Here is a 17,101-nt window from a genome sequence, read left to right as displayed (position 1 = left end):
ACCCAACCGGAAGAATTACCGCGCGGCGGCGGGAACCAGGGTCCAGGTGACGATGGCCTGCTCGTCCGTCTCATTGATCCAGGTGTGCGGCTCGCGGCCGGAGAACGAGATAGTATCGCCCGCATTGAGCTCGTAGCGTTCCGATGTAAAGATCAGCGTGATGCGGCCGGCGATGACATGCAGGACGTCCACTTCGCAATCCACCGAGTAGAGCTCGGATTCGCCCCGCCCCCGCGGCTCGATGACCGCCCGGATGATCTGCAGGCGGCGCTCGTGCCGCGCGGTCAGCAGCTCTTCCTTGATGCCCTGGCCGCCGAGACTGATCCGCGGACCCTCCCCTGCGCGCGATAAATGCGTATCCGGCATCAGGAACAGGTCGCCGATGGAGATGCCCAGAACCTGGCACAACGTCACCAATGAAGCTACCGACGGCGACGTGAGGTCCCGCTCCACCCGGCTCAGGAAGCCCTTAGTCAAGCCCGTGGAGTCCGCAACCTGCTCAATAGTCATGCGCTGTTCCTGCCGCGCCGCCCGGATCCGGGATCCGATCGCCACCGGGGCATTGCTGGGCTCAACAGGCAGTGCTTTCACTGAGCAACTCTTTCTCGCGGCAGGAGAGGCGTACTCCCCCGGATCTTCGACATTTCTTGACGTGTCGCCCACATCACAATTAGCCTAACACTCAACACTTGTTGCCTAACAGGCAATTTCTTTATTTCCTGCTTCAGGAGTCTTCTTCCCATGGATGGTCAAATCATCAACGTCATCATTGTGGTCGCCTACTTGGCCGCGATGCTGCTATTCGGCTGGTGGGGCAAGTCCCGCACCAAGAACAATAGCGATTATCTCGTGGCCGGCCGCCGACTCGGCGGGCTACTCTACACAGGCACGATGGCCGCCGTCGTTCTTGGCGGTGCCTCCACTGTCGGCGGCGTTGGTCTTGGCTACACGTTCGGGCTTTCCGGCATGTGGCTGGTGGTTGCCATCGGCACCGGCGTGCTGCTGCTGAGCCTGCTCTTCGCGCCCACCTTGCAGAAACTGAAAATCTACACGGTGGCACAGATGCTGACCCTGCGGTACGGCGTCAGCGCCACCAAGGTTTCCGGCATCGTCATGCTCGCCTATACCCTGATGCTGTGCGCCACGTCGACCGGCGCCTACGCGACCATCCTGGTGGTGCTCTTCGGCTGGGAACGTTGGCTGGCCATCACCGTAGGCGGAGCCATTGTGCTGATCTACTCCACAATCGGCGGCATGTGGTCCATCACGCTGGCGGACATGGCGCAGTTTGTCATCAAGACCATCGGCGTCTTCCTGCTCATGCTGCCGTTCACCTGGAACGCCGCCGGCGGACTGCACGGGATCCGCGAGCGCGTTGACGCCTCCTTCTTCGACCTCGGCGGCATCGGCGCGCAGACCATCATCACCTACTTCGTGGTCTACACCCTGGGCCTGCTGATCGGGCAGGACATCTGGCAGCGCGTTTTCACCGCCCGGTCTCCGGAGGTTGCCCGCTGGGGCGGTGCGACCGCCGGCATTTACTGCATCTTCTACGGTGCGGCCGGCGCCCTGATCGGCATGGCAGCCGCCGTCGTTATTCCGGGCCTGGAGAACCAGGACGATGTCTATGCGGACGTCGCGATGAACCTGCTGCCCATCGGCGTCGGCGGTATTGTGCTGGCCGCCGCCGTGGCCGCGATGATGTCCACCGCCTCCGGCACGCTGATTGCCGCCGCCACCGTGGCCAAGGCCGATGTGGTGCCCTTTGTCCGCTCCTGGCTCGGCAAACCGGCCCACCACGAGCACGGCGAAAACCCGGAGCACGATGTGCAGGGCAGCCGCTGGTATGTCCTCGGCCTCGGCGTCGTGGCGATTGTGCTGGCCATTCTGGTCCAGGACGTGGTCGCCGCCCTGACTATTGCCTACGACATCCTGGTCGGCGGATTGCTCATTGCCATCCTCGGCGGCCTGCTGTGGAAGCGCGGAACCGGCCTCGGCGCCGCGGCGTCCATGGCCGCCGGCAGCGTGGTCACCCTGACCACCATGATCATCCTCGAGGTCAACGCGGAAAATCAGTACGACGGCATCTACGCCAACGAGCCGATCTACTATGGCTTGATCGCCTCGCTGGTCGCCTACATAGTGGTGTCCCTGGCCACCAAGCCGACCGACCCGGCCGTGCGCGAGGCCTGGGACCTGCGCGTCGCCGGCGCTGTTCCGGAAGAAGTCCCGGTGGAAGGCCCGGAAGAGGTCCGCAACCGCTGACCTGCGTTGTTCCTGCTGAGCCTGTTGTTCCTGCCCGCCGGCTAGCCACCCACGGGCAGGAACAGCACCGTGTAAATACCCAGCGCCCCCAGGACGAAGACGCTGGCGGAGGTAAAAAGGACACCAACGACGTCGGCGTGTACCGTTTCGGAGGCAATGCCGCGGACGGCGCGGTGATACCGGATTTTCTGGGTGAGGTTGATGGCCAGGGCCGTCATGAGCGTGACGGCTACCAGAATCCCGGCGAACCAGCCGTGGTGCGGCATCCAGCGCAGGAAGATCGCGGCGGCAACAACCATCGCCATGGTGGTCCGGCCCCAGGCGAGGGACGTGCGCTCGGGCTGGAGTCCGGCGTCGTTGTGTTCGGGTGCGGGACCTTGGCGCAGGGCCATGGTCAGAGTGGCCTCAGGACCACGAAGACCACCAGGATCGCCGCGACAACTGCCCCGCCGATGGCCAGGATGGGCGCGATCAGCGGCAACGGCAGCGGGGTTTTGTGCCGCATGGCCCGCTCCACGTTCAGCCACCGGAAGAAGGCGCCGGCACCGATCACCATGGCCAGGACCAGCAGGAGGATGGCTACGGTCTTGCGGACCTCGGTGATGAACAGTTCGGTGGTGAACGCCTCGACGGCGATGCCGCCGGCCAGCAGCGCCAGCGAGGTGCGGATCCAGGCCAGGAAGGTGCGCTCGTTGGCCAGGGTGAACCGCGGGTCCGGTTCGGCGCCGCCGCGCAAAAGCCTGGTGGAGAACTTGCCGCGTCCGGGTGCGGGATCCGGGGTAGGAGATGCCGAGGTAGCCACGGCTCCATCCTAACGGTGGCCTGTCTTCATCCCGGCATTGCGGGCCGCCCATTACCCCGGGGTCCACCCCCATGAACCCTGGCCTGTGCCGGCTAACGCCCTGCCTCAGGGAACTTCGCGGCGTGCCACGGTATGATGGAGGTTGCGAAGGGGAGTAGCTCCACCGCCTGTCAGGGATTTCCGGTCTATCGGGAAATTCCGCGATGGAACGGCGTGGAGGCCTGTCGACATACTGGCCAGCACGATTGTGGCCCGGCAGTCCACCTGATCCTGCATCAATCCGGCAGGCTTCGGGCGAGCGAGACCTTCGGTCAGTTTGCCGTATAGCTGGCCGGAGCCATCCCGTCTCCGGTCCATGATCAGGAGCATCGCCACCATGAGCCCTTCCCGCGAAGGACCCACCCATTCCAGCCAGGCCCCGCCGTCGAACCGGGATATCAGACTCTGGCGCCGCTATCTGGCCGACGAACGCGCCGAAGCGGCCATCTACCGGGATCTGGCCCGGCGCCGCGACGGCGAAGAACGCGCCATCCTGCTCGAACTGGCCGAAGCCGAGGGCCGGCACGAACAGCACTGGCGCGACTTGCTCGGCGAGCACGCGGACAAGCCCGCCCGCCCTTCCTTCCGGCGCAGTCTGCTGCGCACCATGGCTCGGTGGTTCGGCTCGGTCTTTGTCATGGCGCTGGCGCAGCGTGCCGAGGGCCGCTCCCCCTACAGCTCCGAACCGGCCGCCACGAATGCGATGGCCGCCGACGAACTGATCCACGAAGAAGTCATCCGTGGTCTCGCCACCCGCGGCCGGGCACGGCTGTCCGGCAACTTCCGCGCCGCGGTCTTCGGTGCCAATGACGGACTCGTCTCCAACCTGGCCCTGATCATGGGCATCGGCGCCACCGGCGTCTCCAGCGGCTTCATCCTGTTCAGCGGCATCGCCGGCCTGCTGGCCGGGGCGCTGTCCATGGGCGCGGGCGAGTACGTTTCCGTGCGTTCCCAGCGCGAACTGCTCAGTGCAACAAAACCCACCCAGATCACGCTGACCGCGGCTCCGGACCTGGATCTGAAAGCCAATGAACTGGTTCTGGTTTACCGGGCACGCGGCATGACTCCTGAAGCCGCCGAGCACCGGGCAGCGGAACGGATGGGCTATCTGGACTGCGACTGTGATCCAAGCCTGTCCCTGCACCCCGGGGTTGAGGAGGTCGAGTACCAGGAGATCGGGACCGGCTGGAATGCCGCCCTCTCCAGCTTCCTCTTCTTCTCCAGCGGTGCGCTCGTTCCGATCCTGCCGTACATCTTCGGTCTGCAGGGACTGCCGGCCATACTGGTCTCGCTGGTTCTTGTTGGCCTGGCGCTGCTCGTGACCGGAGGAATCGTCGGCCTGCTCTCCGGAGCTTCGCCGTTTAAACGGGCGATGCGGCAGCTGGGGATCGGCTTTGGGGCAGCCTTGGCAACCTATCTCCTGGGCCTGCTGTTCGGGACTGGGGTCGCCTGACACCTTCCGGGCTGGCCGAGGGACTGAGCGGGCCGAGGGACCGCGCTTGCCCCGGAAACTATGGAGCCGTGAGCGCCACTGCCGCCTCCACCGAGTCGACCAAATGGATAGCCTCCTCCATCGCCCGTCCGCGGGCCAGCGACTGCAGCAGCGGCCACACGGGAAGCTCCTCGGTCCAGTACGAAGCGCCGACCAGGATCATCGGCGAGAGCTTCTCCGGCGTGGCATAGTAGTTTTCGCACGCGTCCTGGAAGATCTCCTGCACTGTTCCGCCGGCGCCGGGCAGGAAGACGATGCCGCCGTTGCACCGCTCCAGCAGCACGGCCTCACGAATGGCATTGGCGAAGTACTTGGCTATGTGCGTGGCGAAGAGATTCGGCGGTTCGTGCCCGTAGTGCCAGGTCGGAATGCCAAGATTAACGACGCCGGCGGGGTGCTGCTCGAGGACCCGCGCCGCAGCCCTGGCCCAGGCCGTTACGGAAGGGCGGAAGGAAGGCACTTCGGCCAGCGAGGCAAGCGCCTGTGCGAAAGCGCTGTCCTCCGCCGATGACAGGTAGGCCCCCAGATTCGCGGCCTCCATTGCACCCGGTCCACCGCCGGTCGCCACTGCACACCCTGCATTCGCAAGCTGCCTGCCCAGGCGGGCCGCGTCGTCGTACGTTGCGCTTCCCCGCGCCGCAGCGTGCCCGCCCATCACGCCGACCACTTTCCGGCCGTTGAAGCCCGGGCCGTCGAACAACGCGTCCATGGCATCGCCGACCGCGTGGTCATGGAGGCTGGCCGCGAGGGTGGCATCGAGATTCACCCGGGCAGCCGGCTGCGTGGACCAGGCGTAGATGAGCGCGTCCGGCGTCGCCTCATACTCCGCCTCGGACAGACCATCGAAGAGTTCGGCGGGCGTATACACCGCGGCGCGGTAGGCATCGAACGGGATACCGGGAAGAACGGGGAACAGCAGCGCGCCGCGGGACCGCAGCCACTCCTCCATCCCGGGCTGGAAGTCGCAGCCGAGGAAGATCGCGCCGGAGGGATCCAGGTCCCGCAGCACGCCGGTCCGTTCCCGCAGGTCCACGGACTGGAAGTGCCAGCCGCTCAAGGATTGCCCTGCCCCGGCCCGCAGCGTCTTCGCGCCCTCCGCTACGAGCCGGTCGAACTGCTCAAGCGTCTCGATTTCGAGGACACGCGGCTCTTTATGCAGTGCTGGTGATGCGCCCATGGAGCAAGCTTAGCCATCGGGCCCCGGCTGCGGACTGCCGCCAGGGGCCGGCGGTTATGTCCCAGCCGTGGTCCGGCGAGGCTCAACCGTTTGTCCAGCCGCGGTTCAGCGCCGGCTGGGTTCGGCCTGCCGGGCAGCCTCGCCGTCGTCGTTGGCTGTGATCAGCACGTTGCCCTCCGCGAGCGCCTCCGGCATCACTTCCGGCTCCAGCGAGGTTGCCAGCGGCTTCTCCTTGATGAACAGGCACAGCACGGCGGCAGCCAGGGCCAGCGGGAACATGAAGGCGAACAGCGGCATGAGTGCCTCGTTATAGGACTCGACGATCGGTGTCTGGATGGCTTCGGGCAGGCCGTGGACCATTTCCGGGGTCAACGAGTTGCCGCCACCGGTGGCGGCAACGGCATCAGCAGGCAGCCGTTCGTTCAGGAAGCCCACCAGCCGCGAGGCAAAGAGACTGCCGACGACGGCGGAGCCCAGCGTGGCGCCGATCTGGCGGAAGAAGTTGTTGGCCGCCGTCGCCGTCCCCACCTGCCGCGCGGGGAACGAGTTCTGCACGATGAGCACGAGGATCTGCATGTTCAGGCCCAGCCCCAGACCCAGCAGGCCAAGGTTCAGGCAGATATGCCAGACCGCGGTGTCGGCGTGGACCAGCCCCATGAGCACCAGGGCGACCGCGAGGATGGCCGAACCGACAATGGGCATCCACTTGTACCGGCCGGTCTTGGACACCAGCGAGCCCGAGATCACGGAGGCCGCCAGCAGCGCGCCCATCATCGGGATCATCAGCAGGCCGGCCTCGGTGGCTGTGGCCCCGGTGGCCATCTGCAGATAGGTAGGCATGTAGCCGATGGCGCCGAACATCGCCACCGAAACCAGCAGGCCGGAAATGGTGGTCAAGTTGAAGTTGAGGTCCCGGAACAGCTCCATGGGGATGATCGGTTCCGCGGTGCGGCGCTCCACCAGAACAAAGAGGAACGCTGCCAGCACGGTGCCGGCGATCAGGGAGATGATGACCGGGTCGGACCAGTCGTAGGTGCTCCCACCCCAACTACTGACCAGCACCAGTCCGGTGGTGGCAGTGGCCATCAGCAGGATGCCCCAGATGTCGAGTTTGGGCCGGCTGGTCTTCGGCGGCGTCTTGAGGAAGAAGATCGCACCCAGCAGGGCCAGCGCGGCAACCGGTACGTTGAACCAGAAGGTCCAGCGCCAGCCCGGCCCCTCGGTCAGCCAGCCGCCGATCAGCGGGCCCACCACGGAGGAAAAGGCGAAGACCCCGCCCATCCAGCCCATGTACTTGCCGCGTTCGCGGGCGGGAACCACGTCGGCAATGATGGCCTGCGAGAGGATCATCAGGCCACCGCCGCCCAGGCCCTGGACGATGCGGGCGGCAATGAGCCAGGCCATGTCGAGGGCCAGCGCGCCGATGATGGAACCGATCAGGAAGACGAGTATCGCCGCGATGAGCAGGGACTTGCGGCCGATCAGATCGCCGAGCTTGCCGTAGATCGGCATCATGATGGTGGAGGCCAGGATGTAGCCGGTAATCACCCACAGCATCAGGTTGGCGCCGTTGAGTTCACCGACGATGGTTGGCAGGGCCGTGCCCAGGATGGTCTGGTTCAGTGCGGCAAGCAGCATGGCCATCACCAGGGCCACAAAGACCAGCGCAAGTTTGCCGTGCTGCGCGCCGCTTTCGACAGTTGCGGGTTTGCTCACAGAAGTTCCTTCAGAATGTTGCGCATCAGTTCCATGCCCTGATCGAGGGCCTCGGACTGCGATTCGCGGGTGGGGTGGGAAGTGGTTTTTTGGATGGCAAAGCGGAGGCTCGCACCGGCGACGAGGACAAGCATCTTGGCGACGTCCTCTACGTTGTAGCCGGCCGGGGCGGTGGCCCACCTGCTCGACTGGGCGAGCCTTTCGGCCACGGCATCGGTGACGAGCTGCTCCACTTTGACGATGTATTGGAACCTGCGGTGCATCAGCTGCGGATACCTGCAGATGACCTCGCGGCACCGGTTGCCGTCCTCGTCTGCGCTGCCGTGGATGGTCCGGGTGACGGCGTGCATCAGATGGCTCACGCTTGCCAGCAGGTCCCCGTCAACGTCGAAGTCCGCCAGCATGGACTCGCCCACGAAAGGTTCCTGCAGCCCAAGCACGGCGTCTTCCTTGGAAGCGAAGTAGTTGAAAAAGGTGCGGGGGGAAACGCCTGCGTCCGCCGCGACGGCATCCACCGTCACGCATTCCAGGCCCTTGTCCAGGGCTGTACCGGACGCGGACAGGTGCAGTGCGGCCCAGGTTTCGGCGCGCTTGCGGTCCCGCAGGGAAAGTAGTTGACTCACCGAACCATTATTGCAGTCACTGCAAAAATACACAACTGCAAAGTTTCAGGAGTGCAATAGCTCACGTCGGTTCGGGGACCTCCCGGCCGGAGATGCTTCGGAATGGGGGAAGACTGCGTTCCGGGAATCTGCTGACCTTTCGCCGCGTCAGCAGAACCCCAAAACGCAGTTAAATGACCGCGGCGGCTCTCACCTCAAAAGGTAAGAGCCGCCGTCGTTGTTTGCCAGCGCTGCCGTAGGCCCGCTGACGTGTCAGGTCAGATCAGGTCGTGTCAGCGCAGCACTACGGTCCGGTTTCCGTGCAGGATGACGCGGCCTTCGCAGTGCCACCTCACCGCGTTGGAGAGCGCCTTGCATTCGGTGTCCCGCCCGGCCGCGACCAGGTCCTCGGGGCCGAAGGTGTGGTCTACGTCCACCAACTGCTGGGCGATGATCGGGCCCTCATCCAGCTCGCTGTTGACGTAGTGTGCGGTGGCGCCCACGGTTTTCACGCCGCGGTCGTACGCCTGGTGGTAGGGCTTGGCCCCCTTGAAGCTGGGCAGGAAGGAGTGGTGGATGTTGATCACGCGGCCAGCCATCCGGGTGGCCAGCGAGTCGCTGAGCACCTGCATGTAGCGGGCCAGGACCACCAGGTCCACCTCGAAGCGGTCCACCAGTTCCAGCAGCTTCGCCTCGGCTTCCGGCTTGGTGTCCGGGGTGACCGGGATGTGGAAGAACGGGATGCCGTGCCACTCCACCAGCCGCTGGTGGTCGCGGTGGTTGGACACCACGGCGACGATCTCCACCGGCAGCTCCCCCGTGCGTGCGCGGAACAGCAGGTCGTTCAGGCAGTGCCCGAACTTGGAGACCATGATCATCACGCGCCGCTTGGCCCCGTGCCGGTCGAGCTCCCAGCTCATCCCGAAACGTTCGGCCACCGGCCCGAAGTCCTTGCGCAGGGCTTCCTCGTCCAGCGCCTCCCCGGTCGAGGATGCCACGTGGACCCGCATGAAGAAGTGGCCCAGGCGCCTGTCGTCGAACTGCTTGAGTTCGACGATGTTGCAGCCGTGTTCCAGCAGCACCCCGCTGACGGCGTGCACGATGCCCGGCGCCTCCCGGCAGTCCAGGGTCAGCACCAGCTCACTCACCACTTCGGCCCCCGGAGCGGGTTGTTGTTCAGCACTCAATGACGTTGACGGCCAAGCCACCACGGGAGGTCTCCTTGTACTTGATCTTCATATCCTTGCCGGTCTCGCGCATCGTTTTGATGGCCTGATCCAGGGAGACCTTGTGCTCACCATCGCCCTGCAGGCAGAGCCGCGCGGCGTTGATCGCCTTGACGCTGGCGATCGCGTTGCGCTCGATGCACGGAATCTGCACCAGCCCTCCCACAGGATCACAGGTCAGCCCCAGGTTGTGCTCGATGCCGACTTCGGCAGCGTTTTCAACCTGTTCCGGTGTCCCGCCCAGCACCGCACACAGCGCGCCGGCGGCCATGGAGCAGGCCGAGCCTACTTCGCCCTGGCAACCAACTTCTGCACCGGAGATGGACGCGTTCTCCTTAAAGAGGATACCCACTGCCGCCGCCGTGAGCAGGAACTCGACCACGCCGTCGTCATCCGCACCCGGGACGAACCGGGTATAGAAGTGCAGCACGGCCGGGATGATGCCGGCCGCCCCGTTGGTCGGCGCGGTGACAATCCTGCCGCCGGAGGCATTCTCCTCGTTGACCGCCAGCGCGTAAAGATTGACCCATTCCATGGCCCAGAGCGGATCCGGCTGCGGGCTGCCGCTGGTGGCGGCCGTTGCCTCGATCTGGCGCAGCTTGCGCCGCAATTCAGGAGCACGACGGCGGACCTTTAGTCCCCCGGGCAACCTCTCCTCTGTGCGGGTACAGCCGTTCTCCACACACTGCTGCATGACTGACCAGATGTGCAGCAGCTGCGAGCGGAGTTCGGCTTCGCTGCGCCAGGTGAGCTCGTTGGCGAGCATGACCTGGGCGATGGAGAGGCCTTCGGCCCGGCAGTGCGCCAGCAGTTGGGCGCCGGTGGTGAACGGGTAGGGCAGGGCGGTGGTGTCTTCGACGATCCGGTCCGCTCCGGCCGCATCCTCGTCCACCACGAAGCCGCCGCCTACCGAATAGTAGGTGCGTTCGCGCAGCAGGTCGCCGGCGTCGTCGTAAGCGAAGAAGGTCATGCCGTTCGGGTGCGCCGGCAAGGCCTTGCGCCGGTGCAGGATCACGTCGGCGTCCCAGTCGAAGGACACCGGATGCTCACCTGCCAGCGCCAGCTTCCGTGCCGCGACGGCGTCGCGGACCTGGGCGTCGGCCGTGTCCGTGTCCACCGTCTCCGGGTCCTGGCCCTGCAGGCCGAGCACCACGGCCTTGTCCGAGCCGTGGCCGAAGCCGGTGGCACCCAGGGAGCCGAACAGCTCGGCCCGGACGCGGGCAACTGCGGTCAGCTGCCCGTCCCGGACCAAGCCGTCGGTGAACCGCTTGGCCGCCCGCATCGGCCCCACCGTGTGCGATGAGGAGGGGCCGATGCCGACGGAAAACAGATCAAGTGCGCTGAGCGCCATTACGGTACCTCGGGCGAGGCGAACTCCGTCATGGCGTCCAGCAGCCAGCGGGCGGTGTAGTCCGCGAAGGAGGCGCGCGGCAGGACCCGGTAGGTCTGCGACCCGCCTTCCTCAGCCGTTTGCCACAGCAGCACCGGTACCGGGCCGAGCTGGGTCATGACCGCGGTGCCGGGCGTGAAGGCCCGCGGGTGCAGGTCCACGTGGCAGCCCTTCTCCAGCACGGCGCGTGCCGAGGGTCCGGTCAGTTCCACCGTGGTGCGGTTCGCCGAGAGATCGACGACGGCGCCCGGCTCGCCCCCGAGGGCTTCGGTCAGCGCCGTGGTGGCGTTGGAGCCTTCCGGACCGACCAGCAGGAACTCGTCCGGGCCCAGCCACAACAGCGCGGTTGCGTCAACGGCGCCCGTCACCTGTCCATGGCCGGCCGGCAGCGGCAGGCCCAGGGCTGCCTCAAGTGCCTTGGCGCCGGCCGAACCAGGCTCGGCCCGCAGGCCAACCATGTTCAGGAACGGGATTTCGCGCAGGCTCACGCCCCGTTCGCCGGACACGGCTCCTTCACGGATTGCCTCTTCCAGATGTGCCAGCGGACTGCGGCGCAGCGCTGCAATATCGGTCAATACCTGTTCAGCCATCACGACGGCTCCCTTCGGGATCGTAAAGTACGGGTTCTGCGATGACGACGTCCACAAGCTGCCCGCCGAGCGGGGCCTGCAGCGTCTCACCGATGCGGTTGCGGCCATTCTTGATCATGGCCAGGCCGAAGCTGCGGCCCAGCGCGGCGCTGTGGTAGCTGGAGGTCACGTGGCCTTCCATCGGCACCGGCGCTTCGGCCGGGGCGATGCGGGTGCCCTGGTTGACCAGCTGTGCACCCTCTTCCAGGCGGAACGACTTGTCCACCGGCAGGACGCCGACCAGCTGTTTGCGGTCCTCGCGCAGGTTGTCCACCCGCGAGTAGGAGCGCTTGCCCACGAAGTCCTTGACCTTGGAGACCACCCATTCCATCCCCGCGTCCTGCGGGGTGACGGTGCCGTCCGTGTCCTGGCCGACGATGATGAAGCCCTTTTCGGCGCGGAGCACGTGCATGGTTTCGGTGCCGTACGGGGTGATGTTGAACTCCGCACCGGCTTCGGCCACGTCTTCCCAGACCTTGAGTCCGTACCAGGAGGACACGTTGATCTCGAACGCCAGCTCGCCGGAGAACGAGATCCGGCAGATGCGTGCCGGAATGCCGGACGCGAGCGTGGTTTCCTTGAAGGCCATGAACGGGAAGGCGTCGTTGTCCAGGTCCAGCTCCGGCGCCAGCTTGGCGATCACGGCGCGGGACTTCGGTCCAACCACGGCAACGGTGGTGTACTGCTCCGTGACGGAGTTGCAGACTACGTCCAGTTCCGGCCATTCGGTCTGCAGCCATTCCTCCAGCCAGTCCAGCACCTTGGCGGCTCCGCCGGTGGTGGTGGTCATGAAGTAGCGGTCCTCGTCGAGGCGCAGGGTCACGCCGTCGTCGAAAATCATGCCGTCAGGGGTGCACATCAGGCCATAGCGGCCCAGCCCCGGCTTGAGCTTCTTGAACGCGTTGGTGTACATCCGGTTGAGGAACTCACCGGCGTCCTTGCCGCGGATTTCGATCTTGCCCAGCGTGGTGGCGTCCATGAAGCCGACGCTCTCACGCACGGCGGCGCATTCGCGCAGCACGGCCGTGTCCATGTCCTCGCCCGGCAGCGGGAAGTACCAGGGGCGCTTCCACTGTCCGACATCCTCGAACAAGGCGCCGTGGGCCACATGCCACGGGTGTATCGAGGTCAGCCGCGCCGGGTCGAAGAGCTCCCCGCGCTGGCGCCCGGCCAGTGCCGTGAAGGCCACCGGCGTATAAGGGGCGCGGTAGGCGGTGGTGCCGATGCTGCCGACGTCGGTGTTGTTCAGCGCCGCCGCGATAACGCCGATGGCGTTGATGCCGGACGTCTTGCCCTGGTCGTTGGCAGTGCTGATCGAGGTGTAGCGCTTCACGTGCTCCACGCTGCGCATGCCGGCACCGGTGGACCGCAGTACGTCGGCCACGGTCTGGTCGCGCTGGAAGTCCACAAAGTGGGTCGTCCAGCCGGCGGCCTCGCCCTCAAGTCCGGGAACCAGCCACAGCGGGCGGCTCCGGGCGAAGGTCTCGGGTGCGGCGGCGGGAACCAGTGCGTTGGCGCGGAAGCCTGCCCGGGTGGCGGCCTCGGCACCGGCCTGGGCTCCTTCCTCGAGGCATCCGGCCAGATCCAGGTTGCCGTTGAGGGCACCTGCGGTCTGCTGGTCCTTGACCTCGCGGCCGGGGATGAACGCGGCGAGCGCCTCGTCCCACTTCAGCTGGCGCTCACGCTGGCTGTGCAGGTGGACCACGGGGGTCCAGCCGCCGGAGACTGCCAGCAGATCCGTTTCGATCTTTTCCGGCTCACCGGCCAGCTGCCCGTCGGCGTCCAGACTGCTCACGACGACGGCGCTGATCCTTCCGCCGTCGTTGTTGCCTTCGGTGTCCACCACGGCGCTGCCGGTGATGAGGCGGATGCCCGCCGCTGCCAAAGCGTCGGCCGCGTCGCCGCTGACCTCGGGCCGGGAGTCGACCACGGCCGCAATTCCGACGCCGGCCGCCTGCAGGTCCGTTACCAGCTTGTAGGCGGAGTCATTGGTGGTGGCGACGACAACCTTGTGTCCGGCCGCCACGGCGTAGCGGTTCAGGTAGCTGCGCACGGCGGAGGCCAGCATGATGCCGGGGCGGTCATTGTTCGCGAAGACGATCGGGCGCTCGTGCGCACCGGTGGCGAGCACCACCTGCTTGGCGCGGACATGCCAGATGCGTTCGCGGGAAACGCCGGAGCCGAGTTCGCCGGTCAGGTGGTCGGTACGGCGCTGCACAGCGACAATGAAGTTGCTGTCGTAGCTGCCGAACGCGGTGGTACGCGACAGGAAGGTGACTTCCTCGGCGGCAGCCAGTTCGGCGGTGGTCCGGGCGATCCAGTCCTGGGCGGGCAGGCCATCGATGACTTCATCCCGGCCGGACAGCAGCGAGCCGCCGGCTTCGGGCTGCTCGTCCATCAGGATGACGCGGGCGCCGCTCTTGGCAGCTTCGCGGGCGGCGGCCAGGCCGGCGGGGCCCGCACCGACAACCAGGACGTCGGTGTGCACGTACTTGCGGTCGTACACGGCCTTGTCCGTGCGCGGGTCCAGCTGGCCCAGGCCCTGAAGCAGCTTGGCGTCCATGCCGTCTGTCAGCTCCACGGTGGTTGCCGGCAGCATGGACTCGTCCACGTGGCTTTCGAAGCGCGCGCTGATCTTGACCAGGGCATTGGCTTCTTCCACACCGGCGGAGAGGATGCCGCGGGGACGGTCGAGGTACAGCGAATTCCCTACCGTGACCTTGCCGGCAGCGAGCATGGCCGAGGCAAGCGTGTCACCGGCGAAGCCGCTGAATGCCTCGCCGTCGAGCGTAAAGGCCAGGGGCTTGGTGCGGTCGATCCGCGCAGCGGCTGTCGCTTCAACGGCGAGCCGCTGGGACTGGTTGGCACTGGGGGCGGTCACTTCGCTCCTCCTTTAACTGACTGGACCTTGGCGCCGGCTACGTTACCGGCGTCGATCTGTGGTTTTTTCTCGCCGGGTTTGTACACGGCCTTGATGTCATAGCTGACGGTGTCACGCACCGCGTTGAACCAGCGCCGGCAGCCGGTGCTGTGCACCCAGCGTTCGGCGAAGAGGCCCTTAGGATTGGCGCGGTAGAAGAGGAACTTCGACCACTCCTCGTCGCTGAGCTGGCTCGGATCTGCGGGGTAGGCCACATGGGCCTCGCCGCCGTAGTGGTATTCGGTTTCGTCACGCGGCCCGCACCAGGGGCATTCAATCAGAAGCATCGTGGTTTTCCTTCCTAGTGGGCTACGGCTGCGGCGCCGTGTTCGTCGATCAGGTGCCCGGTTTCGAATCGGTCCAAGGCAAACGGGGCGTTGAGCGGGTGCGGCTCGTCCATCGCGATGGTGTGGGCGAAGGTGAAGCCGGCGCCCGGGGTGCCCTTGAATCCGCCGGTGCCCCAACCACAGTTCACATAGAGCTGGTCGATGGGGGTCTTGGACACGATCGGGGATGCGTCCATGGTGGTGTCCACGATGCCGCCCCAGGTGCGCAGCACGTGGGCACGGGCAAAGATCGGGAAGAGCTCGACGGCGGCAGCCATCTGCTCCTCGATCACATGGAAAGCGCCGCGCTGGCCGTAGCCGTTGTAGCTGTCGATGCCCGCGCCCATGACCAGTTCGCCCTTGTGGGCCTGGGAGACATAGACGTGCACGTGGTTGGACATGACGACCGTCGGGTGGACCGGCTCGTGCAGCTCGGAGACCAAGGCCTGCAGCGGGTGGGACTGGATGGGCAGTTCGAAACCGGCCAGTTCGGCCAGCACGGAGCTGTGTCCGGCCCCCGCCAGGGCCACCTTGCCGGCGTTGATCCGGCCGCGGTTGGTTTCGACGCCGACCACGCGGTTGCCGTCCTTGATGAAACCGGTGACCTCGCAGTTCTGGATGATGTCCACGCCCATCTCGTCGCACTTGCGGGCGAAGGCCCAGGCCACATGGTCGTGCTTGGCGATGCCGGCGCGCGGCTGGTAGGTCGCGCCCATGATCGGGTAGCGGATGTCATCCCCGGTGTTGATGATCGGGCAGAGTTCCTTGACCTGTTCCGGGGTGATCCACTCCGCGTCCACACCGTTGAGCACATTGGCGTTGACGCGGCGCACGCTCTCGCGCACGTCCTGCAGGGTGTGCGCGAGGTTCATGACGCCGCGCTGGCTGAAGAGGAAGTCGTATTCCAGTTCCTCTGGCAGCTGCTCCCACAGCTTCAGCGAGTGCTCGTAGATGCCCGCGCTCTCGTCCCACAGGTAGTTGGAGCGGATGATGGTGGTGTTGCGGGCCATGTTCCCGCCGGCCAGCCAGCCGCGCTCCAGCACGGCGATGTTGGTCATGCCGAAGTTCTTGGCCAGGTAGTACGCGGTAGCCAGGCCATGTCCGCCGCCGCCAACAATAACGGCGTCGTACGAAGATTTGGGCTCAGGATTCCGCCACAGGAAATCCGGGTGCTCTGGCAGCAGATCAGCCATTACAGTGCTCCGTTCGAAGTATCAGCATTCAGGTTCGGGTAGAGGGGGAATTTATCGGCCAGGACGGTGACCCGGTCCTGGAGCTCCGAGGTCAGTTCCTCGGTTAGTTCATGGGTCAAAGCCGTGGCAATGATGTCGGCGACCTCGGTGAATTCGGCATCGCCAAAGCCACGCGTAGCCAGCGCCGGCGTACCGATCCGCAGGCCGGAGGAAACCATCGGCGGGCGCGGGTCGAACGGGACGGCATTGCGGTTGACGGTGATGCCCACACGGTGCAGCCGGTCTTCGGCCTGCTTGCCGTCCAGTTCCGAGTTGCGCAGGTCCACCAGCACCAGGTGGACGTCGGTTCCGCCGTTGACCAGGCTGATGCCGGCCGAGGCCACATCGTCCTGGAGCAGGCGGTCGGCCAGCAGTCGCGCGCCCTGCAGCGTCCGCTGCTGGCGTTCCTTGAACTCGGGTGACGCGGCCATCTTGAACGCAACGGCCTTGCCGGCGATCACGTGCTCCAGCGGGCCACCCTGCTGGCCGGGGAAAACGGCCGAGTTGATCTTCTTGGCCAGCGATTGCGTGGACAGGATCACGCCGCCGCGGGGACCGCCGAGGGTCTTGTGGGTGGTGGTAGTAACGACGTCGGCGTAGGGCACCGGGTTCGGGTGCAGCCCGGCAGCGACCAGCCCGGCGAAATGCGCCATGTCGACCATGAGGTAGGCGCCGACCAGATCGGCGATGCGCCGGAACTCCGGGAAGTCCAGCTGCCGGGAGTAAGCGGACCAGCCGGCCACGATGAGCTTCGGCTTGTTCTCGACCGCGAGGCGCTCAACTTCTGCCATGTCGATCTTGTGGTCTTCCTCGGACACTCCGTACGAAACAACGTTGTAGAGCTTGCCGGAGAAGTTGAGCTTCATCCCGTGGGTCAGGTGGCCGCCGTGGGCCAGGTCCAGGCCGAGGATCGTGTCGCCCGGGTTCAGCAGCGCGAACATAGCGGCGGCGTTGGCCTGCGCACCGGAGTGCGGCTGGACGTTGGCGGCCTCAGCGCCGAAGAGTTCCTTGACCCGGTCGATAGCCAACTGCTCGATTACGTCGACGTGCTCGCAGCCGCCGTAATAGCGCCGTCCGGGGTAGCCCTCGGCGTACTTGTTGGTCAGGACAGAGCCCTGGGCTTCCATCACTGCGGTCGGGGCAAAGTTCTCGGAAGCGATCATTTCCAGCGTTGACTGCTGGCGATCCAACTCCTGGCCAATGGCTGCGGCGACCTCTGGATCGGCGCTTGCCAGGGGGGTGGTCAGGGTAGACACCATTCGTTCTCTCCTTTGAAAAACAACTA

At 65.9% G+C, this 17,101-nt stretch carries 15 protein-coding genes; 2 read left to right on the top strand and 13 right to left on the bottom strand.

The window, feature by feature from the left end; translation table 11 throughout:
• Nucleotides 1–15: 15 nt before the first annotated feature.
• A complete protein-coding gene (locus HGO92_RS17800) occupies nucleotides 16–591 on the bottom strand; it encodes a helix-turn-helix domain-containing protein (RefSeq protein WP_169997184.1) in 576 nt (191 codons plus the stop codon).
• A gap of 150 nt (nucleotides 592–741) precedes the next feature.
• Here HGO92_RS17800 and HGO92_RS17795 point away from each other — a divergent pair, with 150 nt between their 5' ends.
• Complete coding sequence (locus tag HGO92_RS17795; protein ID WP_169997182.1) at nucleotides 742–2,265, top strand: sodium:solute symporter family protein; 1,524 nt, start codon at nucleotides 742–744, stop codon at nucleotides 2,263–2,265.
• A gap of 41 nt (nucleotides 2,266–2,306) precedes the next feature.
• Here the strand turns inward: HGO92_RS17795 and HGO92_RS17790 are convergent, their stop codons facing one another.
• Nucleotides 2,307–2,657 carry a DUF202 domain-containing protein gene (locus HGO92_RS17790; RefSeq protein ID WP_169997180.1) on the bottom strand — a complete coding sequence of 117 codons (351 nt, stop codon included), beginning with the start codon at nucleotides 2,655–2,657 and terminating at the stop codon, nucleotides 2,307–2,309.
• 2 nt (nucleotides 2,658–2,659) lie between these two features.
• Nucleotides 2,660–3,067, bottom strand: a complete 408-nt coding sequence (locus tag HGO92_RS17785) for a DUF202 domain-containing protein (RefSeq protein ID WP_169997178.1) — start codon at nucleotides 3,065–3,067, stop codon at nucleotides 2,660–2,662.
• 376 nt (nucleotides 3,068–3,443) lie between these two features.
• Between HGO92_RS17785 and HGO92_RS17780 the strand changes: the two genes are divergently transcribed.
• Nucleotides 3,444–4,559 carry a VIT1/CCC1 transporter family protein gene (locus HGO92_RS17780; protein WP_169997176.1) on the top strand — a complete coding sequence of 372 codons (1,116 nt, stop codon included), beginning with the start codon at nucleotides 3,444–3,446 and terminating at the stop codon, nucleotides 4,557–4,559.
• 58 nt (nucleotides 4,560–4,617) lie between these two features.
• On the opposite strand, the gene HGO92_RS17775 is transcribed toward HGO92_RS17780, so the two are convergent.
• From HGO92_RS17775 to glyA, 10 genes are all read right to left on the bottom strand, one after another.
• Nucleotides 4,618–5,775: an LOG family protein gene (locus HGO92_RS17775; RefSeq protein WP_169997174.1), complete on the bottom strand. Its 1,158-nt coding sequence runs from the start codon at nucleotides 5,773–5,775 to the stop codon at nucleotides 4,618–4,620.
• A 105-nt stretch (nucleotides 5,776–5,880) separates the two neighbouring features.
• Entirely contained in the window at nucleotides 5,881–7,491 is a 1,611-nt protein-coding gene (locus tag HGO92_RS17770; RefSeq protein ID WP_346769005.1) for an MDR family MFS transporter, read from the bottom strand.
• Entirely contained in the window at nucleotides 7,488–8,114 is a 627-nt protein-coding gene (locus HGO92_RS17765; RefSeq protein WP_169997172.1) for a TetR family transcriptional regulator, read from the bottom strand. Before HGO92_RS17765 ends, HGO92_RS17770 begins: the two co-directional genes overlap by 4 nt.
• A 272-nt stretch (nucleotides 8,115–8,386) precedes the next feature.
• Nucleotides 8,387–9,241 (bottom strand): formyltetrahydrofolate deformylase, encoded by an 855-nt coding sequence (gene purU, locus HGO92_RS17760; protein WP_346769004.1) that lies wholly within the window; start codon nucleotides 9,239–9,241, stop codon nucleotides 8,387–8,389.
• Nucleotides 9,242–9,269: 28 nt separating this feature from the next.
• Nucleotides 9,270–10,670, bottom strand: coding sequence for an L-serine ammonia-lyase (locus tag HGO92_RS17755; protein WP_169997168.1), 1,401 nt, complete (start codon nucleotides 10,668–10,670; stop codon nucleotides 9,270–9,272).
• Nucleotides 10,670–11,299: a sarcosine oxidase subunit gamma gene (locus tag HGO92_RS17750; RefSeq protein ID WP_169997166.1), complete on the bottom strand. Its 630-nt coding sequence runs from the start codon at nucleotides 11,297–11,299 to the stop codon at nucleotides 10,670–10,672. Before HGO92_RS17750 ends, HGO92_RS17755 begins: the two co-directional genes overlap by 1 nt.
• Nucleotides 11,292–14,219 (bottom strand): sarcosine oxidase subunit alpha family protein, encoded by a 2,928-nt coding sequence (locus tag HGO92_RS17745; RefSeq protein WP_169997164.1) that lies wholly within the window; start codon nucleotides 14,217–14,219, stop codon nucleotides 11,292–11,294. Before HGO92_RS17745 ends, HGO92_RS17750 begins: the two co-directional genes overlap by 8 nt.
• Complete coding sequence (locus HGO92_RS17740; protein WP_169997162.1) at nucleotides 14,216–14,545, bottom strand: sarcosine oxidase subunit delta; 330 nt, start codon at nucleotides 14,543–14,545, stop codon at nucleotides 14,216–14,218. The genes HGO92_RS17745 and HGO92_RS17740 overlap by 4 nt, the downstream gene beginning before the upstream one ends.
• Before the next feature lie 14 nt (nucleotides 14,546–14,559).
• On the bottom strand, nucleotides 14,560–15,777 hold the full coding sequence (locus tag HGO92_RS17735; protein ID WP_169997161.1) for a sarcosine oxidase subunit beta family protein: 1,218 nt from the start codon (nucleotides 15,775–15,777) through the stop codon (nucleotides 14,560–14,562).
• Nucleotides 15,777–17,075: a serine hydroxymethyltransferase gene (gene glyA, locus HGO92_RS17730; RefSeq protein ID WP_205834635.1), complete on the bottom strand. Its 1,299-nt coding sequence runs from the start codon at nucleotides 17,073–17,075 to the stop codon at nucleotides 15,777–15,779. The genes HGO92_RS17735 and glyA overlap by 1 nt, the downstream gene beginning before the upstream one ends.
• Nucleotides 17,076–17,101 lie beyond the last annotated feature (26 nt).

Source organism: Crystallibacter degradans (assembly GCF_012952295.1).
Classification (GTDB): domain Bacteria; phylum Actinomycetota; class Actinomycetes; order Actinomycetales; family Micrococcaceae; genus Crystallibacter; species Crystallibacter degradans.
The sequence above is the reverse complement of the archived record's forward strand: the minus strand, read 5'-3'. Positions and strand labels throughout refer to the sequence as shown.

Excerpts from the sequence above, each read along its gene's own strand:
- HGO92_RS17795 (WP_169997182.1), top strand. The coding sequence starts at position 742 with ATGGATGGTCAAATCATCAACGTCATCATTGTGGTCGCCTACTTGGCC.
- HGO92_RS17790 (WP_169997180.1), bottom strand. The coding sequence starts at position 2,657 with ATGGCCCTGCGCCAAGGTCCCGCACCCGAACACAACGACGCCGGACTC.
- HGO92_RS17780 (WP_169997176.1), top strand. The coding sequence starts at position 3,444 with ATGAGCCCTTCCCGCGAAGGACCCACCCATTCCAGCCAGGCCCCGCCG.
- HGO92_RS17775 (WP_169997174.1), bottom strand. The coding sequence starts at position 5,775 with ATGGGCGCATCACCAGCACTGCATAAAGAGCCGCGTGTCCTCGAAATC.
- HGO92_RS17755 (WP_169997168.1), bottom strand. The coding sequence starts at position 10,670 with ATGGCGCTCAGCGCACTTGATCTGTTTTCCGTCGGCATCGGCCCCTCC.
- HGO92_RS17750 (WP_169997166.1), bottom strand. The coding sequence starts at position 11,299 with ATGGCTGAACAGGTATTGACCGATATTGCAGCGCTGCGCCGCAGTCCG.
- HGO92_RS17740 (WP_169997162.1), bottom strand. The coding sequence starts at position 14,545 with ATGCTTCTGATTGAATGCCCCTGGTGCGGGCCGCGTGACGAAACCGAA.
- HGO92_RS17735 (WP_169997161.1), bottom strand. The coding sequence starts at position 15,777 with ATGGCTGATCTGCTGCCAGAGCACCCGGATTTCCTGTGGCGGAATCCT.
- glyA (WP_205834635.1), bottom strand. The coding sequence starts at position 17,075 with ATGGTGTCTACCCTGACCACCCCCCTGGCAAGCGCCGATCCAGAGGTC.